At 41.5% G+C, this 24140-nt stretch carries 22 protein-coding genes and 1 pseudogene; 11 read left to right on the forward strand and 12 right to left on the reverse strand.

All coding sequences use genetic code 11. The annotated features are described in order from the left end of the window. The first annotated feature begins 74 nt into the window (after positions 1-74). A complete protein-coding gene (gene cls / locus JCM10596_RS23500) occupies positions 75-1439 on the forward strand; it encodes a cardiolipin synthase (protein WP_025025833.1) in 1365 nt (454 codons plus the stop codon). 72 nt (positions 1440-1511) lie between these two features. Here the strand turns inward: cls and JCM10596_RS02820 are convergent, their stop codons facing one another. Both JCM10596_RS02820 and JCM10596_RS02825 read right to left on the reverse strand, forming a co-directional pair. Further along, the gene (locus JCM10596_RS02820) at positions 1512-3215 is read right to left on the reverse strand and encodes a GGDEF domain-containing response regulator (RefSeq protein WP_025025834.1); all 1704 of its coding nucleotides are present in this window, start codon (positions 3213-3215) and stop codon (positions 1512-1514) included. Positions 3216-3229: 14 nt separating this feature from the next. Beyond that, positions 3230-3601, reverse strand: a complete 372-nt coding sequence (locus JCM10596_RS02825) for a response regulator (protein WP_025025835.1) — start codon at positions 3599-3601, stop codon at positions 3230-3232. Between the two features lie 151 nt (positions 3602-3752). Between JCM10596_RS02825 and JCM10596_RS02830 the strand changes: the two genes are divergently transcribed. Continuing rightward, positions 3753-6182: a HAMP domain-containing sensor histidine kinase gene (locus tag JCM10596_RS02830; protein WP_025025836.1), complete on the forward strand. Its 2430-nt coding sequence runs from the start codon at positions 3753-3755 to the stop codon at positions 6180-6182. Positions 6183-6258: 76 nt separating this feature from the next. Here the strand turns inward: JCM10596_RS02830 and JCM10596_RS02835 are convergent, their stop codons facing one another. From JCM10596_RS02835 to speE, 3 genes and pseudogenes are all read right to left on the reverse strand, one after another. Next, positions 6259-6696 carry a YwiB family protein gene (locus tag JCM10596_RS02835; RefSeq protein ID WP_025025837.1) on the reverse strand — a complete coding sequence of 146 codons (438 nt, stop codon included), beginning with the start codon at positions 6694-6696 and terminating at the stop codon, positions 6259-6261. A gap of 7 nt (positions 6697-6703) precedes the next feature. Continuing rightward, positions 6704-7575 (reverse strand): annotated as a pseudogene (gene speB / locus JCM10596_RS23505) (agmatinase). A gap of 11 nt (positions 7576-7586) precedes the next feature. Beyond that, complete coding sequence (gene speE / locus JCM10596_RS02845; protein WP_025025838.1) at positions 7587-8420, reverse strand: polyamine aminopropyltransferase; 834 nt, start codon at positions 8418-8420, stop codon at positions 7587-7589. Between the two features lie 157 nt (positions 8421-8577). Between speE and JCM10596_RS02850 the strand changes: the two genes are divergently transcribed. Together JCM10596_RS02850 and JCM10596_RS02855 are read left to right on the forward strand one after the other, a co-directional pair. Beyond that, positions 8578-10632, forward strand: coding sequence for a transglycosylase domain-containing protein (locus JCM10596_RS02850; RefSeq protein WP_025025839.1), 2055 nt, complete (start codon positions 8578-8580; stop codon positions 10630-10632). A gap of 272 nt (positions 10633-10904) precedes the next feature. After that, positions 10905-12152 carry a putative glycoside hydrolase gene (locus tag JCM10596_RS02855; RefSeq protein WP_025025840.1) on the forward strand — a complete coding sequence of 416 codons (1248 nt, stop codon included), beginning with the start codon at positions 10905-10907 and terminating at the stop codon, positions 12150-12152. Between the two features lie 92 nt (positions 12153-12244). Here the strand turns inward: JCM10596_RS02855 and JCM10596_RS02860 are convergent, their stop codons facing one another. Next, positions 12245-12751, reverse strand: coding sequence for a YwgA family protein (locus tag JCM10596_RS02860; protein WP_025025841.1), 507 nt, complete (start codon positions 12749-12751; stop codon positions 12245-12247). Positions 12752-12792: 41 nt separating this feature from the next. Beyond that, on the reverse strand, positions 12793-14094 hold the full coding sequence (locus tag JCM10596_RS02865; RefSeq protein WP_025025842.1) for an HD domain-containing protein: 1302 nt from the start codon (positions 14092-14094) through the stop codon (positions 12793-12795). 290 nt (positions 14095-14384) lie between these two features. On the opposite strand from JCM10596_RS02865, the gene JCM10596_RS02870 reads away from it, so the two are divergent. Together JCM10596_RS02870 and JCM10596_RS31005 are read left to right on the forward strand one after the other, a co-directional pair. Continuing rightward, a complete protein-coding gene (locus JCM10596_RS02870) occupies positions 14385-15425 on the forward strand; it encodes a glycosyltransferase family 2 protein (RefSeq protein ID WP_500778437.1) in 1041 nt (346 codons plus the stop codon). A gap of 80 nt (positions 15426-15505) precedes the next feature. Next, positions 15506-16153, forward strand: a complete 648-nt coding sequence (locus tag JCM10596_RS31005; RefSeq protein ID WP_025025844.1) for a lytic transglycosylase domain-containing protein — start codon at positions 15506-15508, stop codon at positions 16151-16153. 23 nt (positions 16154-16176) lie between these two features. Here JCM10596_RS31005 and JCM10596_RS02880 read toward each other — a convergent pair whose 3' ends face one another. Then, on the reverse strand, positions 16177-16713 hold the full coding sequence (locus JCM10596_RS02880) for a chromate transporter (protein WP_025025845.1): 537 nt from the start codon (positions 16711-16713) through the stop codon (positions 16177-16179). After that, positions 16710-17267, reverse strand: a complete 558-nt coding sequence (locus JCM10596_RS02885; protein WP_025025846.1) for a chromate transporter — start codon at positions 17265-17267, stop codon at positions 16710-16712. Before JCM10596_RS02885 ends, JCM10596_RS02880 begins: the two co-directional genes overlap by 4 nt. A gap of 149 nt (positions 17268-17416) precedes the next feature. Here JCM10596_RS02885 and liaF point away from each other — a divergent pair, with 149 nt between their 5' ends. The 4 genes from liaF to JCM10596_RS02900 are packed head-to-tail and all read left to right on the forward strand — an operon-like array spanning position 17417 to position 20024. After that, positions 17417-18250, forward strand: a complete 834-nt coding sequence (gene liaF / locus JCM10596_RS02890; protein ID WP_025025847.1) for a cell wall-active antibiotics response protein LiaF — start codon at positions 17417-17419, stop codon at positions 18248-18250. 1 nt (position 18251) lies between these two features. Then, positions 18252-18614 carry a hypothetical protein gene (locus JCM10596_RS29935; RefSeq protein ID WP_051541150.1) on the forward strand — a complete coding sequence of 121 codons (363 nt, stop codon included), beginning with the start codon at positions 18252-18254 and terminating at the stop codon, positions 18612-18614. Beyond that, positions 18584-19384, forward strand: a complete 801-nt coding sequence (locus JCM10596_RS02895; RefSeq protein WP_234410383.1) for a HAMP domain-containing sensor histidine kinase — start codon at positions 18584-18586, stop codon at positions 19382-19384. The genes JCM10596_RS29935 and JCM10596_RS02895 overlap by 31 nt, the downstream gene beginning before the upstream one ends. Beyond that, the gene (locus tag JCM10596_RS02900; protein WP_034680318.1) at positions 19377-20024 is read left to right on the forward strand and encodes a response regulator; all 648 of its coding nucleotides are present in this window, start codon (positions 19377-19379) and stop codon (positions 20022-20024) included. Before JCM10596_RS02895 ends, JCM10596_RS02900 begins: the two co-directional genes overlap by 8 nt. 176 nt (positions 20025-20200) lie before the next feature. Here JCM10596_RS02900 and JCM10596_RS02905 read toward each other — a convergent pair whose 3' ends face one another. The 3 genes from JCM10596_RS02905 to JCM10596_RS02915 all read right to left on the reverse strand — a co-directional run bounded on the left by JCM10596_RS02905 (position 20201) and on the right by JCM10596_RS02915 (position 23426). After that, positions 20201-22018 carry a solute symporter family protein gene (locus JCM10596_RS02905; RefSeq protein ID WP_025025850.1) on the reverse strand — a complete coding sequence of 606 codons (1818 nt, stop codon included), beginning with the start codon at positions 22016-22018 and terminating at the stop codon, positions 20201-20203. A 30-nt stretch (positions 22019-22048) separates the two neighbouring features. After that, positions 22049-22372 (reverse strand): DUF485 domain-containing protein, encoded by a 324-nt coding sequence (locus tag JCM10596_RS02910; RefSeq protein WP_025025851.1) that lies wholly within the window; start codon positions 22370-22372, stop codon positions 22049-22051. Between the two features lie 250 nt (positions 22373-22622). Continuing rightward, on the reverse strand, positions 22623-23426 hold the full coding sequence (locus JCM10596_RS02915) for a YfkD family protein (protein WP_034680321.1): 804 nt from the start codon (positions 23424-23426) through the stop codon (positions 22623-22625). Positions 23427-23529: 103 nt separating this feature from the next. Between JCM10596_RS02915 and JCM10596_RS02920 the strand changes: the two genes are divergently transcribed. Further along, a complete protein-coding gene (locus tag JCM10596_RS02920) occupies positions 23530-24099 on the forward strand; it encodes a lysophospholipid acyltransferase family protein (RefSeq protein ID WP_025025853.1) in 570 nt (189 codons plus the stop codon). The last annotated feature ends 41 nt before the right edge of the window (positions 24100-24140 follow it).

A 24140-nucleotide genomic window follows, 5' to 3' on the forward strand; every position in this document is an offset into this window, starting at 1 on the left:
AAACAAACAGCTATATTTTCCCTCTCCTCTATAGAAAATAAGGAATACAAATAGGCTTATGAGGAGGGAATACAATGACATTTTTCTGGTGGTCCATCCTTGTTCTTCTCATCGTTCTAGTGGTGTTCTTCGGAAACCATCAGCGGCTTAAAAAGCAATACGAGAAGAAACAACGTATGGATAAGGAATTGTTTAAAAACGTTTTGGATCATCTTCACCAGCACCTGACACTAGCGCAAGTCAAAGAAAAATTCACACTGGATTCGTCAATTCCCTTACTTACCCGAATTAAAGAGAGTACAAACTTTCCCTTTACACAAAATCATGACGTGAAAATCCTACGTAATGGAGAAGAAAAATATCCAGCACTTTTTGCTGCGTTAAAGGAAGCACAACACCATATCCATTTGCTTTATTACACCATTCAGACAGATGGGATCGGCAGAGATCTTTGCGATTTACTGATGCAAAAAGCGAAGGAAGGTGTCCAAGTAAGAGTGATTGTTGATGGGGTGGGAAGCAGACAGCTGACAAAAGAACCTCATTTACAACATAAATTAGAGGAAGCGGGGGTTGAGTTAAATATCTTTGCCCCACCTAAGCTTTCCTTTCTGTGGCATCTTAACTTTCGTAACCATCGCAAAATTGCGGTTATTGATGGAAAAGTGGGTTTTACAGGAGGTTTAAATATAGGGGATGAATATCTGCACAAGGACCCCTCAAAAGGCTATTGGCGTGATCTTCATTTGAGAATAGAAGGGGAAGCAGTACTCCTGCTCCAACGAATTTTTGCTACGGATTGGTATTATGTCACCAATCAGAAATTGAACGAAAATGATGCCTACTTTCCGACCTATTCTTCTCGTGAACTTCAACAAAAAAATTCTGAAGTAGCATTGGCTCAGGTCGTTCCAAGCGGTCCTGATATGGGACAACATATTATTGATGATATTTATAAAGAAATGGTCTATACAGCACAAGAAAAGGTCTGGTTTGCGACTCCTTACTTTATCCCTAATCAGCAGCTTCTCAGCGCATTAAAAGAGGCGGCTCAAAAAGGAATCGATGTCCGCTTATTAGTACCCAATAAGACAGATAACCCTATTGTCCAAGCTGCCTCCTACCATTTCTATCAGCCCTTGCTACAAGCGGGAGTCAAAATCTATCGGTATCAAAAAGGATTTTACCATGCCAAAATCGCCCTCGTCGATCAGCATGTAGCTAAAATCGGAAGTGCCAATATGGATCGAAGGAGCTTTTACTATAGCTTTGAGACTGGGATCTTTGTCTACGAGCCCAAGACTTGCCAAGAGTTACAGCTACTATTCGAACAAGATTTTCAAGATTCCATCCTGATGCAGCCCTCCCTGTTAAAGAGAAGAACCTTTTTACAAAAAGCCGCCACTCAGTTATCACTGTTATTAGTTCCTTGGCTCTAGGTTAAGATTTTCAAGTAGATCAGAACAGAGGAAAACGGAGATAGCAGCAACACCCGCTTTTCCTCTTTTTATCTAAACAATGCTTAACAAACGTTTTACTCTAATCTCAAGCTCTATGAGCGAAAAGGGCTTCACCATATAATCATCCGCCCCCAGCATTAATCCGCGCACCACGTCTTCTTCCTTTTTCCGACTGGAAAGCATCATCGCCTTGACATGATGCAATTGAGGATCGGATTTCATCTTTTTCAACAAGCCAAACCCGTCTAATCTAGGCATGATTCCATCAATAATGCACAAATCAAACCTGTTTTTTTGCAGTAACTCATAAGCCATCTCTCCATCCTGTGCCTCTGCCATTTCGATTGGAAGTTCCTTCAGCTTTGATTTGACGATAGAAAGAGTTAACTTATCATCATCGACAAGCAATACTTTCTTCAAAGGCTCACTCACAGTGAAGGCTATACTTCCTTCTTTATCCTTTACTACTATTCGATCACGCCCTTGATTCTTGGCTTCATATAAGGCTTCATCTGCCAGCTTTATCATTTCAAGAGCTGATTGACCTTCTTTCCATTCAGTGATTCCAGCTGAGAACGTCACATGATGAGGGATTCCTTCATGTTCAATGACTGGTTGCTGACGAATGTCTTGCATCACTTTATCAAGAATATAAGAAACTTGATCGGCTGTTGTTTGTGGAAATAAGAGAATAAATTCTTCTCCTCCAAAACGAGCAAGGATATCTGTAGCACGAATATTACTCTCTAACATATAACAGAGGGCTTGTAGAATTAAATCCCCTAGATGATGACCATAGGTGTCATTCACCTGCTTAAAATGATCAATATCAATAATCGCCAGAGTAAGGGAAGCAGGGTATCTTTTAACTCGATTTAGCTCGGCTTGAAGCTGCAAATCAAAATATCGACGGTTGAATACCCCCGTCAGCGGATCTCGAAACGCCATGTACTCAAATTGTTTCGATCTGGTTAACAGTCGATAAATTCTTGCTTCCAGCTCTTGGTATTGGAAAGGCTTCGCTACATAATCATCCGCCCCTAAATGTAGGCATCTGACCTTATCCTCCACATTTCCTCTTCCTGATAAAACGATCAGAGGAATCCATTTTAGCTTGGGATCATCATTTAAGAAATGAAAAAGATCATAGCCTGTTTGTGGATACATCATTAGGTCTAAAGTGATTAAATCATAGCTTTGTTCCGTTAATAATTTCTTCGCTGTGCGAATATCCCTTGCTTCATCCACATCATATCCCTCTGCCTTTAATCTCTGGACGAGAAACGAGCGAAAGATGTCATCATCATCTACCATGAGCAGCCTACAGCCAATAGAAGGAAACAACGGAACAGAGGATTGCTCTGTATTCTCATGATCCAGTACCAATTCCTTCTGATAGATTTCTAGCTCTGTCTTCAATTGAAGAAGATGCTCCTTTGCCTGTTGTACCCGAACTGAAATCTCTTTCTCTTGTAACAATACATCCTGCTGTACCGCTTTATCTTGCGTCCACTCCCATTCATTAACGATTTCACTAGCTATAACCCCTGCTTGTTGATAACCAAAAATCGGAGCACTTCCTTTGATCGTGTGCACAATTCCATATAAATACTTTGCCAGCTCAAGCTCAAAGTCTTTTTCTAACTGAGTGACTAGATTATCTAGCTGAAGGACCTGTTTTTCTAGCTGTAAAATATATTTTTTTCTCCCCTCTTGAAGGAGCGCCTTATGTTTCTCCTGTTTCTCTTCTGACATCGTTTTTCATTCACCTACTTTTCTAGGAGTCCCTCAACTATCGTTACTAATTGCATGGGGCTAAAGGGTTTTGTCATATACGCAGTCACTCCTGCCAGCATCGCCTGATCCCGATCCGTCTGTTGAGCCTTTGCCGTTAGTAATAGAACAGGCGTTTCTCGATTCGCGGTCTTTGATTGACGCACCCACTCGCAGATCTCAACCCCTGTTTTTTCAGGCATCATATAATCGAGGATCAGTAAATCAAATTCTTGTTTCATTAGAAGGTCTATTGCTTGTTGACCATCTCCCGCTTCCGTCAGTTGATACCCCTCATCCTCTAAGGTTTCCGTCAATAAGAACCTCAACGCCTCTTCATCATCCGCTAACAAAATTCGATATCCCATCCTTGCTTGTCTCCCTTTGATTTGAAAATGTTACTAAGCCTTACTTGTATAAATACAGCTTGATTTAACCGAAGTAACTAGTATACTCAAAAAATAAAAAATGATGTAACTTCTTATGATCTAAACCCTATAGAAACGAGTGACCACACCTATGATGACACATTTTTTTAGAAAAAGTATCTATAGGCAATACCTTTTATTATTTATTTGCTTTATGATTCTATTTCTTCTTTGTTCTAGCTTACTCTCTTGGTATGATTATCGACAAAAAATCTCCTATTTAGTCCAAATCGAAGAACTGACCCATAAACAGCGTTTAATTAGTGAAGTCGAAGATAACCTCAATCGTGTCTTATTTGAAGGAAGAGGGTATTTAGCCTTTCATCGTGAAGAATTTCTATCTAGAATGGAACAAGAAAAAGAAGACTTGCGAGAAGTCATTGCTCTCTTTCAGACTCTTCCGCTTGATGAATCGGATCATGCCTATCTCAACGCGATCCTTCAATTTAGTGAATATTACTTCGACCATGCCTTTCATATTGCCATTTCCTATGTAAAGGAAAATAATCAACAGGCGATCGAACAGTTCTCTGCTTCTGGTGTCACCCACAATGTGAACGAGATTCGTACTCAAACAACAAAACATACCAAACAAATAGATGATCAAATTATGATTATTCAAGCAGAGTACCACCAGAACATCAATCAGAGTCAATATATATTTTTTGGTTTTATCGTTCTTATCATCCTCGTTCTGATGGGCATAGCGGTTCGCATGGCAAGGAATGTTGGTGTTCCTCTCTCTCATTTAGCCCTAGCCTCTGATCAACTAGCACGTGGGGAGTATGTTGAACTTTCATTTAAGCATCGCCAAGATGAGCTTGGGGCGTTATCCCGTTCATTTGAAAATATGGTTCAGCATATTCAAGAACATGAACAAGAACTTGTTGCTCAAAACGAAGAGCTGTTAGCACAGCAGGATGAGCTTCAAGCTCAGCAGATTGAATTAGAATTTGCCCTAGAAAAAATGAATCAAAACAAACAATTGCTTGAACGCAGGAACCATTTCAATCTATCCCTTGCTACCACTCTTGATCAGCAAGAGCTTTTACAAAGCATTATTGAGAATATTAGCAGCTTAATGGACGCAGATAAGGCTTGTATCGTGTTAGTCAAGGGACAGTATGACTATGCCCATATAGGAATCTCCGAAAATGGAATGAAGCAATTTATTACGCATATGTTAGAAGGAATTTTACCAAAAATGTATGCCCAAAAGGACCCTTATATTGTATCTAGGGAGGCAGTGGAAACAGAAAAGGGATACCATGAAGAGATGTTCATTCTTCATGACCTCATCGTTCCTGTGCTCTCACATGAAGAAGAAGTTGTCGCCCTGATCGTTTTAACGCGAATGGGCAAAGCCTTCAATGCGGACGAGAAACAGGAAATGAAAGCTCTGGCTAGACAAATCTCTGTGACATTGGACAAGCTCACTCTATATAAACAAACAGAGCAGGCCAGAAAGATCAATCAAGATATTATTAACTCCGTCAGAGAAGGGATCCAGCTTGTGGACGAACGTGGACGAATAAGGCAAGTGAACCGACAATGGGGAGAAATGATGGGACAACAGGATATCAATTCAGTCAATGGCTTCTCAATCCAGCGCTGGTTGCCGATGATCAAAGAAAGCGTTAAGGATCATGCGGAATTAGTCGCATTTATGCTTGGAGTGATTCATGATCAATTCCATGATCATGAAGATCATAAAAAAGTAATCTACCAAACAAATGAAGCAAGTCCTCGTTTTATTCAAGTGTATTTCGAAACCATTTATAACGGGCAAGAGAAAATAGGGACTATTTTCGTTCATCGTGATATGACCAGCGAATATGAGATTGATCGAATGAAATCAGAGCTTGTTAGTACGGTTAGTCATGAGCTACGTACCCCCTTGTCTAGTGTTCTAGGGTTTACCGAACTTATGTTAACGAAGGACGTATCATCAGACAAGCAAAAGAAATACTTAGCAACCATTCAGCGTGAAGCTCAACGCTTAACGTCCTTAATCAATGACTTCCTTGATGTTCAGCGTATGGAAGCAGGAAAACAATCCTATTCGATGCATCTCTTACACTTGGAGCCAATGATTGAAGAAATCATCGAAGCACAGACACTTCAAACCACTAAGCATTCGATTCATTATCAGAAGGAAATCGATCCTGTCCCTATGATGAAAGGGGATCCTGATCGTATTAAGCAAGTATTCACAAATCTAATGAACAATGCCATTAAATATTCACCAAATGGAGGAACCATTACGATTTCGGCGAAAGCAGACAAACAGCATTTGATCATCTCCATCTCAGATGAAGGGCTAGGCATACCCGAGGAGGCGCTCCCTCTATTATTTAATAAGTTTTCTCGAATTGATAATACAGATCGCAGAGAAATTGGCGGGACCGGGCTTGGACTAGCGATTAGTAAAGAAATTATGAAAGCCCATTCTGGAAAAATCAAAGTGGAATCAAGCTTAGGTAAAGGAAGTATCTTCTCTCTCTACTTTCCACTCCCCTAAGGAGTGAACAAAAAAACTGTGTCCATCACCTTCTTTCAACCCATTGGGAAAGAAAGCGGGGATTACACAGTTTTTTTTATCCTTTTTCTTTGATTTCTATGAACAGCTTCACTTGCCCCACCTTGGTTCCACCTAGATTCAGATCATAGCGCAGGGTCAGCCGACTCAATCCGGCTTTCATTCCCATGAATTCTACTTTCTTTGTCTTGGTTTCTAATTTCATCCGACCATGGGGGGTTAGATAAAAGCTTTCTGTTTCTTCATCCACTCGAAAGAGATGGTTCATTCGTACAGCACCGTGACGAATGAGTTGTAGTTGGTTCCCTTGTATCTTAAGTGTATTGTGGATTTCAAGTCCTTCATCCTGTATTTCAGTATACTGAAGATAGGTTATACCCTCTTTCTCAACGAGGCGACCTTGAAGCTCCTGCTGTTCTTCCATCACCTGCTGTCCATCTTCAATTCGAGAGTGGATTTTTAGTAAGACCTCTTGTCTTTCCTCTATTCCATTCATACGATCATTACTTCACCCATCCTAAGAGAATTTCACGGACGAATTTAGAAGCCGCAATTTGTGTCTGTTCAGTAGGATCATAAGCTGGAGCAACCTCCACGATATCTGCACCAATCACCTGTAAGTCTGAACGAGCAATAAGGTGGATCGCTTCAAGCAACTCCTTAGAGGTAATCCCTCCAGCTTCAGCTGTCCCTGTACCAGGTGCAGCAGAAGGATCAAGAACATCAATATCAATGGTAATATAGACGGGCCTTCCTGCTAATGTAGGCAAGATCTGCTTTAGCGGTTCAACCACTTCAAATTTATGCATATGCATGCCCGACTCTTTGGCGAACTGAAATTCCTCTCTCATGCCAGAGCGTATCCCTAGTGAATACACGTTAGGTGCTCCAATTAAATGGCATGCTTTGCGAATCGGTGTCGAGTGGGATAATGGTTCCCCCTCATACTGTTCACGTAAATCAGCATGGGCATCAATATGAATAAGCGCCATGTCAGGGTATTTTTTATAGACCTCTTGGATAATTGGCCAGGAAACGAGATGCTCTCCACCTAGACCGAGTGGAAACTTGTCATCAGCTAAAAGCTTACCTACGAAATCGGCAATCATGTCTAAGCTTCTTGCTGCATTCCCAAAAGGTAATGGGATATCTCCCGCATCATGAAAGGAACCTCCTCTAGATGTCGATCCAAATAAGGACTGTACTCTTCTAACCCTAGAGAAACCTCTCTAATTCTAGCAGGACCAAATCTTGACCCAGGACGAAAGCTCACCGTAAAGTCCATGGGCATTCCATAAATAACCGCCTTACTTTCGGCATAGTTCTGCTGACTGGCGATAAAAATATTTCCAGAATAAGCTTCATCAAAACGCATGATTGCCCCCCCTATTTGCCTTCTGTCAAGTCTTGTACAAATTTAGGTAAGACAAACGCAGCTTTGTGCAGCTCAGGAGTATAGTACTTAGTTTCAATAGCGTTAAATCTTGCAGGGTCTACTTCTAGTGGATCATGCTTCTTTGACCCCAGCGTAAATGTCCACATTCCACTTGGATAGGTTGGAATATTGCAAGTGTATAAGCGAGTAATAGGGAAGATTCCTTTCACATCTGCAAATACTTTCTTAATCAGATCGCCATGGAACCAAGGGTTGTCAGATTGAGCGACAAAGATCCCTTCTTCTGTTAGCGCCTCATAAATCCCTTGATAGAAGCCGCGTTCAAAAAGCTTGGCAGCAGGTCCTACAGGCTCTGTGGAATCAACCATAATCACGTCGTATTCGTTCTTGTGATTATGAATATGCATAAAGCCATCATCTACTTGAACCTCTACGCGAGGATTATCCAGCTCTCCAGCAATGTTAGGTAAATGCTTCTTAGAATATTCTATAACCTTACCATCGATTTCAACCAGTACCGCCTTTTCTACAGAGGCATGCTTAAGAACTTCACGGATCGCTCCACCGTCACCTCCACCCACAACCAATACCTTTTTAGGGTTCGGATGTGTAAATAAAGGAACATGGGAAACCATCTCATGATACACAAACTCGTCTTTATCTGTCGTCATGACCATTCCATCAAGAACAAGCATGGTTCCAAATTCTTCTGTTTCAATCATATCAAGCTTTTGAAATTCGGTTTGTTCCGTATGTAAGGTTTCTTTAATCTTTGTTGTAATGCCATGTCTGGGTGTTTGTTTTTCTGTATACCATAAATCCATCGCTCTCACCTCTTAAAATAAGATTACCTCATAACAAACAAATTATAACGAACCACCTTAAAAATGCAAGAAAAAACTTATCATCCTATCAACTATCTAGTATAAACCTCGCCAAAAGTCTCCATACTTGTACTAAAACGATGGGGAGATGTTTTTTATGGAAGTGATAAGAGAGCCTCGTATGGTTCGTTTGGTTAAATGGATAAGTAAGCTATTCATTTTCTTTTTCATCCTGACAATCCTGCTCACGGCTGTGGTCATTATTGGCTTGCTCTATCTTAGATCACAACCACTTCCCACTCATCACCTGCAAGAAACCACGACGATTTATGCAGCAGATGGTCAAATCATAGACACCATTCATCAGGGCCAAAACAGGACATACGTCCCCATAGAACAAATGCCCTCCTACTTATTACAAGCCGCCATCGCTGTTGAAGATCAGCGCTTTTTTGAACATTATGGCATTGATTTCAAACGTGTAGTCGGAGCCATGATTGTCAATGTCAAAAACCAAGCCTTTGTCGAGGGAGCAAGCACGATTACCCAACAATTAGCGCGCAACCTCTACCTCAATCATGATAAAACCTGGCAACGCAAGCTACAAGAAGCAATCTATACCATTCAGCTCGAAATGCATTATTCCAAAAGTCATATTTTAGAGCGCTATTTAAATCAAATCTATTTCGGACACTCTGCTTACGGAGTCGAGTCGGCTGCCCAGCTTTTCTTTGGGAAAAGCGTAAGTGAGCTCACTCTAGCTGAAAGCGCTATGCTAGCAGGTATCCCTAAGGGACCAAGATACTACTCTCCTTTTCTAAATATGGACAATGCCAAGACAAGACAAGAATTAATTTTGCGCTTAATGCAGCAACAGGGCTTTATTTCTGAAGAAGAAAGAAGTGCGGCTGTTAATGAAGAGCTTGTTTTTATTGATCCTGAACAGAAAAAGCTGACAAATGATAATCTGGCTCCCTTTTTTACCGATTACGTGCGAAGTATTGTCATCCAGCACTACGGGATCGATGAAGAGGTTTTTGAACAGGGTGGCTTAAGAATTTATACGACTCTTGATCCTGCTATGCAGAAAAAGGCAGAGGACACCATGGCAGAGTATCTCCCTCTTGATCGAGAGTTACAAGGAGCCTTGGTTGCTATGGACCCTCGAACAGGTTCTGTACGTGCTCTTGTAGGAGGCAAGAACTATCAGGATTCACCCTATAATCGAGCCTTTGCCGAACGACAGCCTGGTTCATCCATCAAGCCGTTTTTATATTATGCTGCTTTAGAGCAAGGATTCACTCCCTTAACATTGATGAAAAGCGAGCCTACTGTTTTTACCTACGATGATGGACGAGCGACCTATACTCCTCGTAATTTTAATGATTCCTATCCAAATGATTATATTACGATGGAAAGAGCCATTGCGAAGTCAGACAATATCTATGCGGTTAAAACCATTCAATACGTTGGGGAAGAATTGTTTATTGATACCCTGCAACGCTTTGGCTTAGACCGATCTTTTGCTCCTCTACCCTCTCTCGCACTGGGGGCGCAAAATGTGAATTTGTTTCAAATGGTTCGAGGCTATTCTGCTCTTGCTAATGAAGGAGCTCTACCGAAGCCTTTGGCCATCCTGCGCATTGAAGACCGGCTGGGAAATACCATTGTTCATGTTCAGCCAGAGCAAGATCAGGCTTTGGACTCCGACTATGTGTTTATTTTGAATCGAATGATGCGCAGTGTTTTTGAGCCTGGCGGTACTGGACATCGCGTGTCTTCTCTGCTTAATAGACCTGTCGCAGGAAAAACAGGTTCTACTGATACAGATGCTTGGATGATTGGATATACTCCTCAATTGGTCACGGGGGTTTGGGTCGGCTATGATCAGGGAAGGCTGATCAATCATAATAATGACGGGCGGTTAGCTGCACAGATTTGGGCTACATTCTTGGAAGGGGCTTTAGAAGATCAAATGCCTGCTCTGTTTCCTGTACCTGAAGGAGTCGTTGGTGCTTATATCAATCCAGATAACGGGAAGCTAGCTACGGAGCATTGTCCGGCAAAAAAACTATTGTACTTTAAACAAGGGACGGAGCCTACAGAGTTTTGTTTAGAACACCTACCTGAACCAAATCATGAACCAGAAGCATTGGAAGTCCCAGAACCTTCCTCCATTTGGGATAAGTTCAAGGATTGGTGGCACCGATAAGCAAGCCAGCTAAATAGTGAGCGTAAACATTCTATACAGAAGATAGAGTTACACAAAAAGGCAAGGGAGCATCCCCTGCCTTTTTGCTGTCCTAGTATATATTCTGTCTATATACTAGCTCCTATTTTACTGCTTTATGAGATATGACACAATCTTTCTCAGCGAAGTCACAAAATGTTCAAATTTATGGAGGGTTTCCATGAATTATATCATTGCTTTTTCGCTACCTCGGTTACACTAACAATAACATAAAGGAAAGGTGTGTGAACACGATGCGAAAACAATGTTTCACGTTACTCATTGTCTTTCTTTTCTGTTCCTCTACCGTTGCCTGCGCTACACATCATCAAGGAACAGAAGGCACCCACACCCCTCCTGTTATAGAAGAACAACAGTCGTCCGGACCCATCAAACCAAGTTCTCCCCCTTCTGCAACCACTCGTTATGCCTCTGAAGAGCTTCCTCCAATGGAAGAAGCAATACCAGAGCCTCTTTCGGATAAAGAGCATACAGAACAGGAGCGAGAGCCTAAGCGTGTAAAAAAAGAAACAAAGGTCAAAGGCATCTACGTGACGGCTCCTAATGTAGCGAACCAAGCTACCTTTCATCAGCTTCTCCAGCTCGTAAAAGAAACGGAGCTAAACGGAATGGTGATCGATATCAAAGATGACTTAGGACGACTCACCTATTCTAGCCAAACTCCACTTCTCACAGAGATACAGGAAAAGCAAAAGACAGTCATTCCTGATCTTAAAGAAACCCTACAAACCCTACAGGAAGAAGAGATCTACTCCATTGCCCGAATTGTGGTTTTTAAAGATCCACTATTAGCTCAGAATAAACCAGAATGGGCGATTCAGCAGAAGAACGGAAAGCCTTGGAAAGATCCTAAGGGACTCCTCTGGGTTGACCCTTATCGTCAAGAGGTCTGGGATTACACCATTCAAGTAGCCAAAGAAGTGGCACAGTTAGGCTTCGATGAAATTCAATTTGACTATGTTCGTTTTCCAGACCACCCAAAACGACTCAATAGAGAAGCCATTTTCCCTACAGCTCAAGAACGTTCAAAAGCAGAGGCTATTGCACAATTTTTGGCACATGCTAAAAAAGAACTAGAGCCCTTCCCAGTTGTTTTATCAGCAGATGTTTTTGGATTAACCACAACGGCCCGAGATGATATGGGAATAGGACAGGAGTGGAATAAAATGATTGCCCATCTAGATGTCATTTCGCCTATGATGTACCCGTCCCACTATGGCAAAGGCTCCTATGGGATTCGCTCTCCTGACCACAATCCGCATCAAACCATTGAAGAAGGACTTAAAGATGCCCTCGAAAAAAATAAAGAAGCTGCCTCAAGCCTTCATCAGGTAGCACGAATTAGACCTTGGTATCAGGACTTTAGTTTTCGCAAAAAATATAGCAGGGAAGATGTCCTAGCCCAGATCGAAGCTGGAAGAGAACTAGGTGTAGAAGAATATTTACTTTGGAATCAAGGAAATCGCTACAGTTTTCGTTAACAGAAAAAGGGAGCTCCTCATAAGCCCAGATCAAAGAACTTATGGGGACACCCCCTTACTATTTATCTATTTACTTGTTTGAAGATATTTACTTATTGGCTATTTCTATTGGTTATCTGTTGGATAAAGACAAGCGCCTTGTCCATTTCCTCTACTGAATAGTTTTGCTTGCTTTTCACTTTCTGAACCTTCTCCATCATTTCTTCCTGAGGGTAATGATAGAAATAGAGCATGGTTGAAACCAGCTCTAAGAACCGAGAGCTTTCGTTGTTTAAGGTCTGGAGAAAGGGAACGAAACCTTCTAGCTCTATCGGATACAGGTCAAGGTATTCCTTTCCTTTGGAGCTTAATTCATATTTATATTGTGAATACCCACCTTTGTTCTCTTTTACTTCATTCACAAACCCAAGATTGGCTAGCTCTTCAATCTGTAAGCTTAACTCCTCAGAATAGGGTCCATAAAAGTGAAAATTAAACTTCTCTTTGAAATCAAAGTTACACTGCTTAGATATGTAGACAATTTTTTGTAGCTTCTTACGTCCAATGATTTCTCCGGCTTCCTTCAACAATACTAACAATTTGCCATGCTCTTTTAACACCGCTTGTTCCCCCTTCTATTTCTCCTCATTCATACACACTGCTAGTCATTGATAGACAACAAGGCTTTGATTTCTCCAATCATTTTAGGGTCTTTCCCTTTTTCATCCAGCAAATCTAATGGATAATACAATTTATGATCCGTTCTTTTCTTCCCTGAAATAGCTTCCACAATATCCGACTCACGTGATAGCTCACGCAGTTCTCCGCCTGGCATCAAGAGATGAATGGGTAGGCGCTCTCCCTCTTCACCAGGTCGATAGAAATCATAAGGAAGATCAGAAGAGGAGTCTATTTCGAGATAATAATCTGGGTCAATTCCGACTTTTATAAATAAACTGATCAGCTCCGGCCAAAGCTTCATATGGCTTGAGGGATCAAATTCGACATACTTAAATAATTTTCTATTCATAAATCTATCACATAGATCTACTAAAATGCTATCCTCTTCTTGCTGCCACATTTGAAAATAATAGAGGATGATCGATTCATCTAGGCGCAAATAATCCTCTAAGCTCACTTTTTCTTCTAATAGTGGAGTTAGAAAAGTCGGAGCATGAAGAAAACAATAATTCGACTGATATAAAAACTTCGCTCGCTGAAAAGCCTTGCGCAGAATCACCTCTGCACTGCGAGTCACAGGATGAAAATAAACCTGCCAATACATCTGGTAGCGGGACATGATATAGTCCTCCACTGCGTGCATCCCACTGTGTTTGATCACAGCAAAGTCCTCGTGTACTCTCATGACGCGCAGAATTCGCTCCATATCAAAATTCCCGTAATTGACGCCCGTATAATACGCATCCCGAAGCAAATAATCCATCCGATCCGCATCAATTTGGCTCGAAATTAAGCTAATAATTAGCTTATTCTCGTATGTTTTATCAATCACTTCACTGACCTTGCGCGGGAAATCATCCGAAATTCTCTTCAACACTCGGTTGAGTTCAGTATCCCCTAAAAGAATTTGTTTCGTCCATTCCTCATGATGAGTATGGAATACTTTTTCAAAGGTGTGAGAAAAAGGACCGTGACCGACATCATGCAATAAGGCGGCACTTAAGCAGAGAATCCTTTCTTCGGCAGACCAGACATGCTTTTCACGAAGCTTGTCTACAATTCTCCTCATCACTTCGTACACGCCTAGAGAATGATTGAAACGGGTATGCTCAGCTCCATGAAAAGTAAAATAGGTCGTACCTAACTGACGAATTCTGCGTAGCCGTTGAAATTCGGCTGTATTAATCAGATCCCAAATCACTTGATCCTTCACATGAACATAGCGATGGACTGGGTCTTTAAATACTTTTTCTTCATCTAGCGTCTGATTCAGGTATAGCATGTCCATGTGTACATAACCCCTTTTATCGAACATTTTCAGTTACTCTCTATTTTAGCTTATTCACCACCATTATGAAATGATTGATTAATGAAATGGAGCATCTCATCAAGTATACTGTTTCTATGGAGAATCAAGATTCGAAAGGAGCTGCCTATGGTATTTGGACTACTTGCATTTCTCACCTTCACCTTTTGGTTTAGTAAGCTCATGGAAAGCTCCAGAGGCTTACTCGCCTACCGAAACTGCCCCATATCCAAGGCTATACTGGGCAAAAACCGCTTGTTTCCGTTATTATATCGGCAAAAGAAGAGGAGAGTTCCATTGTTGATACCCTAAAACACTTGCTTAACCAGAGTTATAATAAAATTGAATTAATTGTCATTAACGACCGTTCCAAGGATCAAACCGGAAGAAAGCTAGAAGCTCTAAAAAAATGGTCAGATGCCAAATCTGATATCAAAATTCCACTTAAAGTCATCCACATTACCTCTCTTCCTTCTGGTTGGCTTGGAACCAGTCACGCTTTATATCAAGGCTATTTACAATCAAATGGAGAGATTCTTTTATTTACCAACACAGATACGAGCTTCCACCCCGAGGCGATCGAACATGCAGTCAATTACATGCGCCGTTATCAGTTAGATCACTTTGTCTTACAGCCTAAGCGCAAGATGGTCGCTCAAGGGTTCCTGCTACAAGGACTGAAGCAGGCTCTGGTATATTTGTCCACTTTCCTAGAAAAGCCCTGGAAAGCAAACATCAGTGAGAGTCCCAAACACGGTGTTGGGTTAAGCTCTTTCAATATGCTCAGACGAGACGCCTATCTCCAAATCGGTACACATCAAGCCCTTGCTATGCGGCCTGACGAAAGCCAGCAGCTTGGAAAACGGGTAAAAAAAGCAGGATTAAAACAACACCTTCTCGATGGGAGCGATGTCTTGTCTGTAGACTGGTATTCAGATGTAGATTCTCTGTTTGTGAACTTAGAAAAACAGATCTTTCTTCGCTTAAAATGCAAACTTTCTCTAGCTTTCTCTATGTTGTTCATCCAATTTTTTCTCTTTTATTTTCCTTTTATCGGAATGTGGCTTTTTTGGGATTGGAGGTCCATTTTTTATGTTCTTACGCTTATACTCATGAGTTACTTATATTTTCGCCAGAACCAGCCGATAACAAAGTATACAGTGCTTGAACTGATGGCACTGCCTTTAACATTGTCACTCTGTATGTATATCTTGGTTCGTTCCGTATACACCACATACAAAAAAGGCGGGCTTCATGTAAATGGAAGCTTCTACTCCCTAAAAGAACTGAAAAAAATGCTTAAATAAGCTTACCAACAATTAGCCGTTGAGGGAAAGAGATTCCTCTTGGTATAGTTGTACTATACAAAAACGTAGGAGGATATTAGATGAAAGTGCAAATGTTTCAACAAATGATGGAGCTACAAGTCATGAGAGCTCTTCAGTCTACAAAAACACCTTCTAACCCTACAGATTTTGCCCAAATATTTTCAACAATCTTAGATCAAAATAATGATGCCCAGAGCCTAGTCAACCTAGCCCCTGTCGCGTCAGAGCCTAGTCCGCTTTCTCTTTCTGCACCCGCACGCTGGTCAGGTCCTGTGGAGCCCATCAGTCCATTTAGCAAAGGAAATCAAGAATTTGCTCCACTGATTGATGCCGCTGCTAGAAAATATGGACTAGACCCTCGACTCATTCAAGCGGTTATTAAACAAGAGTCGAATTTTAAACCCAATGCGAAAAGCCATGCTGGTGCTATGGGCTTGATGCAGCTCATGCCTGCTACAGCACGAGGCTTAGGAGTCAAGGATGCCTATGACCCAGCACAGAACATTGATGGTGGCGCTAGATATTTGAAGCAAATGTTAGATCGATATGATGGCAATGTTTCCTTAGCCTTAGCTGCCTATAACGCGGGTCCAGGAAACGTCAAGAAATACAATGGGATTCCTCCATTTAAAGAAACACAGCAATATGTTGTAAAGGTAACCAATCATTATCAGTCATTAGTTTCAGCCGGTCGCACAAGCGTTTAGAAGCCTTTGTTTAAGAGTCCCTCTTAAAACAAAGGCAGAATAAAAGCCCCATAGACTAAAGCTCCGCAAATCACATAGGCTGGGTGAAGCTTCCATTTCTCAAGTAAGAGAAAGCTAAACCCAGCTATGATGATGGTTTGTACTACTCCAGATGCTTCCCATGAGCTGGTGAAAAATTGGAGTGCTAATATCCCTAATAAAATCGCGATGGTTGGACGAATCAACCCAGTCATTCGCTTCACCTTGGGAGAATGTTTAAATCTAGAAAGCAATTGAAGCAAAAAGATCAGAATTAATAAAGAAGGAGCCACTGTGGCAAACAAAGCAACAACCGCACCCAGCACACCTCCTTGAGCATACCCTACATATCCAGCCATCTTAGTGGCAATAGGACCGGGCAGGGCATTACCTAAAGCAAGCAACTCAGCAAATTCTTCAACCGTTAGCCAGCCATATCTCTCCACCACTTCAATCTGTATAAGTGGAATTGACGCTGGTCCTCCTCCATAGCCCACAATCCCAGGTACTAAAAAAGCTAAGAATAACTCCCAATAAATCATGCTTCCTTCTCTCCCTTCTTTTGTGGTAGCAAGGCGTAGAGGATTAAGGCTCCAATTAACAGGGCAGGATGCAATTTCAGCCAGAGAAATGCCATTACGCTTACCAGCCCCAAGATCAAGGTCTTGTTCCAGCCAATCCCTTTCCCAGAATGCTTGATAAAGCTATACGCGATCGTGAATAACATCACCCCTACCACAGGAGTCACAGCTCTGGTCATTCCTTCTACTCTGGGAGAGTCACGAAATGAAGTTAACATACTAATCAGCACAATCATCAGAATCACTGTAGGAACAACACTGGCAAACAAAGCAATGAGTAAGCCAACGACACCGGCGATCCGATAGCCTATATACCCAGCCAATTTCGTCACAATGGGACCTGGAAGGGTGTTACTTAAGGCAATAAGATCATTAAATTCCTCATCGCTCATCCAGTGATAAATCTCTACAACCTCTTTATGGATCAACGGGATAGAGGAAGGACCTCCTCCATAGCCTAGAATTCCTGAACGAAAAAAAGCAATGAACAGATTTTTATATAAGGTTGGGTCCATTTTGATCCCCTTTTTTTCCAGTTTTGTTCTAAACAAATGTTCCCTCCGTCTGAAGGAGGAGAAAAAAACATACAACAGTCGGTTTTAAATCCACTCTAAAATACGCTATTCTTATTATAGTAAATTTGTTTGTAAAAGAGGGGATAAAAATGAAAAACTCACTGGTTGGTTTACTATTATTACTTCTAGGCGCTCTTTTTCTCCTAAATAATACAGGGTTTATTGAAATCGAGATCCGAAGTATGATCTCTACCTATTGGCCAGCTCTGTTGATCCTCTGGGGGATCTACCTTAGTATAACAGGCTTCTTTAAGCTCTTAATTAGTATCAAACGGGGATTCGCTTATCCAAGCCCTTTCATTACGGGGCTCATTGTGACAGGAATCGGAATTATTTTTCAAGGAAATCGATTAGGCTATTTTGAAATCAGCTTCGCCAATCTCTGGAGCTGGATATGGCCCTTACTCATCATTTACATTGGTTTTCAAATCTTGTTCAATCGCAGAAATTGGTATACACGAATCGAACGCGACTTTTCTTCAACTGTCCATTCTACAGTCGATGATATAGACCCAGAATTCGATGATATGAACTCTTATATCTTTGGCAATGTCCGCCGTAGAAAGCAATGGCTGGGTGAAATGAAAATCGGAGCGACCCCTTGGGAACTGGATGATATGCAGGTTTGGCAAGGAGTAGGTGATTTGAAGCTAGATTTGACCAAAGCGATTTTAGTCAAGGGTGAATCCTATATCGATCTTTCTGGGTGGATCGGAGAAATTACAGTAAAAATCCCCCGTGATATGCCAATTAAGGTACAAGCCTCCACTCAATTAGGTGAGGTTTCCTTAATCAATAATGACCAATCTGGGGCAACGGTCTATAACAGTTTTGCTACGGATGATTACGAATTTGCGGAGCAAAAGGTAAAGCTCAATATCTCTTTGATCGTCGGTCAAATTACTGTAAAGAGAGTCGATTAACATGTTTTTTGATAACAAGGGCTCCAAATGGAAGCTACGCAATGTCCAATGGTATGTTTTCCTCTACTTTTTTAGAGCCACCATTGGGACCGTACTTGGAAGCAGCGGACTCATCCTCCTGCTCAGTGGAGCCATTACTGAAATATCACCTTGGCAGGAGAAAATAGAGCGTTTTCTGGGTTTTTCCTTTTATTCCACTGCCTATTTTTCTTTAATGGCTCTGGTCGTCTTATCTGGGGCTCTGCTCTCTCTCTTCTATACGATCTATTATGGCTTCCCTTTGGCAGATATTTCAAGAAATCATTACAAGAAATTGCTTATGCAGCCGACCATATCACACGGGGAAATTTGGAATATCGGTTGAAGGTAGAAGGAAAAGACGAGCTATCCCAGGTCGGGAAGCAATTCAATGCCATGGCTGATCGCATCGAAGACCAAGTAACCTCCCTTCAAGCGCTCGTGAATGAAAATCATGTACTCGTTCAACAAGCTGAGTATGCTGCTTCACTTGAAGAACGACGCAAGCTGGCAAGAGATCTACACGACGCAGTAAGTCAGCAACTATTTGCTGTTTCCATGACGATGGCGGCTCTTCCAAGATTGATTGATCAACAGCCTGATCGAGCCAAACAGCATCTTCAACAGGTAGAAGAAATGATTATTCAAGCTCAGCAAGAGCTTCGAGGGCTGATTATGCACCTGCGTCCTGTTACTCTAGAAGGTCATTCTTTAGCCGTTGGTCTGGAACAACTTCTCGAAGAATTAAGGGTCAAGAATCCCGATCTTCAAATCCAGTGGGAAATTGACCCTATCGATACTCTTGAAGATGGCATCGAAGATCAGCTATTCCGAGTGGCACAAGAGGCGATCTCCAATGTCCTCCGACACTCCAAGGCACTAGAATTTAAGCTCATTCTAAGAGCAAAACCGGAGCGTGTTTATTTTAAACTCGAAGATAACGGAATTGGATTCTCCCTGCAAGAATCAAGAAAAGCCTCCTACGGGTTACAGACCATGCGTGAACGTATAGAAAAAATCGGAGGCTCCTTAGATATACTAACGTATCCAGGAAAAGGTACGAAAATCGACATTCGTGTCCCTATACAGTTAGGGAAAGGAGCAAATCATGAGTAAGAAAATCAAGGTATTATTAGTAGACGATCATGAAATGGTGCGGATGGGGCTAGCCACCTTTCTTTCTACAGAACCAGACATCGAAGTGGTAGGGGAAGCTAATAACGGGAAGGAAGGGGTGGAGCTTGCCATTCAGCTAGAGCCAGATGTCATCTTAATGGATCTAGTGATGGAAGGGATGGATGGAATCGAAGCAACACGACTTATCAAAGAGCATTTCCAACAAACTCAGCACGATAGTAAAATCATTGTACTCACGAGCTTTCTCGATGATGACAAGGTCTTACCTGTCATTGAAGCGGGAGCCTTTAGCTATCTGCTCAAAACCACTCGAGCTCAAGATATCTCCAGCGCAATCCGTAAGGCGTACCAAGGAGAACCGATTATCGAGGGACAAGTAGCAGGAATGATGATGAATCAAATGCGTCGATCAAAGCCTAAGCATGATGCCTTAACCTCTCGTGAATTAGAAGTCCTGATTCTTATTGGTCAAGGGAAAAGCAACAAAGAAATTGCTGAGGACCTATTTATTGGGATCAAAACGGTCAAAACACATGTCAGTAACATCCTAGCGAAGCTGGAAATTGAAGACCGTACCCAAGCAGCGATCTATGTGTATCAACAAAAGCTCTTATCTTAATTTATCTATGCTTTCTTTCATTATGAATCGATTCAGCTTATTATCTGTCTGAATCACTTTGATTGATCCTAACTAACAATGGTAGGCTGGAAAAAGCAGAACTCCATTTAGAAAACAATGGAGCTCTGCTTTTTGGTTTTCAGTCACGCTTATTGCTATGTTATTCAAACCTCTTTTTAGGCGGACCGCTTATCTTCTTCCTGCATAGCTAAGCGTACTCGCTCAGATAATTCATCTGAACCATGGATCCGAGCCCAAATATGATTAACATAGGTAGGCATTCCATTCTTATCTGAGATACTAATCAAGTAAATCGCCAAGAAGCTTAACGGAATGGTGAAGATGGATGGAAATGCCAGACTGCCTAAGGTAGCCCCGAAGGTTCCAGCAGCGAAGACACCTGTTTCCTTTAAGATATTCATGAAGATAAAGAAGATCGTTGAGCCTCCTCCTACCAGCATTCCTGCAATCGCTCCATTTCGTGTTGTCCTCTTCCACCAGATTGAGCAGAGAAGCATAGGGACAAACGCCCCTCCAGATACCGCAAAAGCCCAGGTAACCATCATAGCAATCAAAGAGGGATACGCCTTATCTAATCCCACCGCTGGTATCCCAATTCCGACAAGCAGAGAGAAGATTCCCATAAGCACGACCGCCACTTTCCCTACTACTACTTTTTTCCACTCTGGAGCATTTGGATTGATATAGTTTTCATAAATATCATGTCCCCAAGAGGCGGCAGAGGCAATGAGCAGTCCCCCAACTGTTGAAAACATCGCGGCAAAGGCTCCAGCCGCCACGTACCCTAAACCAAATTCACCGAATAACAGCTTGCCCAGAACCGGCATAATCTGATCGGACTTAAGCAGTAAACCATCCACTGTTAACTGAGCAATACTCGGGTCGCTGGCTGCCAGTTCAGATACATAGGTCCGCCCTCCCCAGCCAACGACTGAGCTCATGATATAAAAGATACCAATAAAAGCCAGAACCCATAATGTCGTCAATCGCGCCACTTTACCCGAAGGATTTGTATAATAACGATTCATAATATGAGGTAAGCCCATGGTTCCCAATACCAGTGCTAAGACCATGGAGAACTGATTTAGCCAATCATAACGGTGACCTGGTTCTTGGAAGGTCATTTCTCTCTCTGGATGCAGTTTGTTCACCTGTGGCATTACAACATGGACAGAAGCAGTAGGATCTCCTGAGGCTACCGTTTCTTCTACCTCAGCAAAAGCCTCTGGACTCATGACTTGCTGTGCCTTATCATAGGCTCTGCTTCCTTCTTCTCCAGCCATTAATTTTTCCACTGTCATGGTTGCAGGATTGATTAACGGTTGATTTTCAGAAGCATACGTTCCTAAGCCCTTCACTAACACAGCGATAAAAACAAGAGTCATGGCGGTAAATAGGACCCAGAATTGAATCATCTGATTGAGGGTCGTTCCCTTCATCCCTCCAACTGCTACATAAAACATCATGATTCCAACCACGACGACGACGCCTGTTTGATACGGACTTAAGCCTAGAAATCCTAAACCGACAAGAACATTCCACGTATTCCCTGCTCCCACCATCTGTGGAGCAAGATAGAAAATACAGATCAACTGTACCATGACAACTCCAATGACTCGTGCCTTATGACTCTTTCCAAAGCGAGCAAAAAGAAAATCAGGTATCGTATACTCTCCGAATTTACGTAATGGACTGGCAATAAACAAGACAACGGGAACGAACGCCGCTCCAAATCCGATGGCAAACCACATTCCATCTACTCCTGAAGCATATACCGCTGCTGCCACCCCAAGAAATGAAGCCGCTGAAAAATAATCCCCACATATCGCAGTCGAATTTGTCATAAACCCTACTTTACGTCCCGCTAAATAGAAATTAGCCGTATTAGAGTTAAACGTTCGCGCATAAATGGATATGGATATGGTTGTTAAAACCAGCAAAAGTACCATTCCAATGGCCCAAGCATTGATCATTTACATCCCTCATCTCTGATTAAATTAAATTTAGTACTTCCCTTTTTTAATGAAATCATCTAATTTATTCGCTTTTTGCACAAAGACATAAGCAAGCAGCCAATAGAAAATATGAAAGAGAAGGAGCGTCGTCCAAAAATTCAGGGTCAAGCCCCCAATCAATGGTTTCCCATACCACCACTCTGCTGTTCCACCTAAAAACGGAATTAACAACGTAACGAAAAAGAAGACAGCACCATAGCTAAAACTGAGCTTCTTTTGAGCTTGAAATGATTGCTCGACAAGTGCCATCTCTTCTTCCGTAACCAGCTGTACCCTGCTTTCTTCTTTGGAAATCTCCTTTTTTAGAGCCATGTTTCATTCCCCCTTTGCCTTTTTCGATGATCAGATTTATAAGACCTATTCTAGCTCCCCTCAGTTGTAAGCGCTTTACTTAGAATTATAATGTCATTATTCAAAAAATTGTCACATTTAACCTGAGATGCTGAATTCTTGACGTGAAATGACAAAAAACCAGTCCGAAATTGAACTGGTTTCATCCGCTTTTTTCATCACGTTCTACCCATCAGGTGGAGGAAAATCCATCTGATGGAGGTCCACTTTATCACTTAGGCTGGTCGGTTAATAAATACTTAAATGTCAGTCGATCTTGGACAGGAATCCAAGCTCCTACTCCTTTTTGCGTCACATTCTTGACAACTAATTTCTTCTGGCTTCCCTTCATTTGAAGGTACACTTCGCCATAAGTCACAATCCCTCGTTCATTGACGGCAGGCATATACGCCTTTAAATATCCTACTTTTCTAGGGGGAATTTTCATCATGGTTTCATGCTTTGTTCCCTTTCCTACTGTACTTTTAAACGAAATATTTAAACCTGTCTTTTGTTTCGCAGAGGAAATCATGAGCTTTTTGACATCACTTTCTGCTAGCACGTCCGTGGTAAGTCCCCCAGCAGCCGTAAATTCTTCATTTTGTTCAAACGAAATTTCTCCTGTTTGATTCCCTCCACGATTATCCAGTTTGTTTGAATTGGCTAGCTTATACTCCCAATTGACTGAGGTTTCCTTCGATTCATAGCTTAACGGCCAATTTCCTAAATAAATATTTGCCCGAAAGCCAAAAGCAAACTTTGAGCCTTGCATGCTCGTTTCATTTAACAAACGAATTAAATTTGGATTATCGATTTTATAATCAGTCGTTTGGAATAGCTCCGCTGTAGATGGACTAGGTTGGACATACTCAGGGTCTTCATCAGGATTAGGGTAGGTATTTTGTCTTGAGATATCCCTAAGCGAATCAGGTGCTTTTATTCCTTGTTCTTCAGCGACCACAGCAGTAGAATGCATTGTGATCAACCCAAAAAGAAGAAAAAATATAAATACCATCAAGAGATGTGATCTGCGCATGCTCATTCTCCTTCTTTTTAATTTTTGTTTTTAGTATTAACCTAAAGTGGTATAATTTATTTATCGCAAAGTTTAAACTACTGAAGGAGTGTTTGAAAAGAAAATGGTATATCATATCGTTCGTTTTTGTGTAAAAATGTGGCTTTACCTTCGTTTTAAAGTTTCGATCAAAGGACTTGAACATATTCCAGACAAAGGGTGTATTTTAGCCATGAATCATACAAGCAATTATGATTCCTTACTGGTAGGTACACATACCCCAAGAAAAATGTACATTATGGCAAAAGAAGAGCTATTCAAAAAGCGTTTCTTTGCTTGGTTGATTTCTGAGATGGGTGCTTTTCCTGTAAAAAGAGAACAAGCTGATTTAAAATCATTAAAACATACACTTAAATTAGTTAAAGATGGGAACATTTTTTCTATTTTCATTGAAGGCACTCGATCAAAAACAGGCGAAATGGGCGCGCCCAAAAAAGGAATTGGCTTTATCGTTAGCAAGAGCAATGCCCCTGTCATTCCTACCTATGTCTATGGAGCCAAGGGAAAATGGTTTAAAAAAGCCGGAGTGATTTTTGGTCAGCCCCTTCATTTAGATGAAGGCTTAGACTATGAAGAAATTGCCCAAAGAATCACTCAAGCGATTCAAAAATTAAAAGTAGAACTACATTCATAGCTTACATAGGGTTGCCTACATTTCTTTTGTAGACAACCCTT

It is taken from the genome of Caldalkalibacillus mannanilyticus JCM 10596 (genome assembly GCF_000615945.1).
GTDB lineage: Bacteria > Bacillota > Bacilli > Caldalkalibacillales > JCM-10596 > Bacillus_AT > Bacillus_AT mannanilyticus.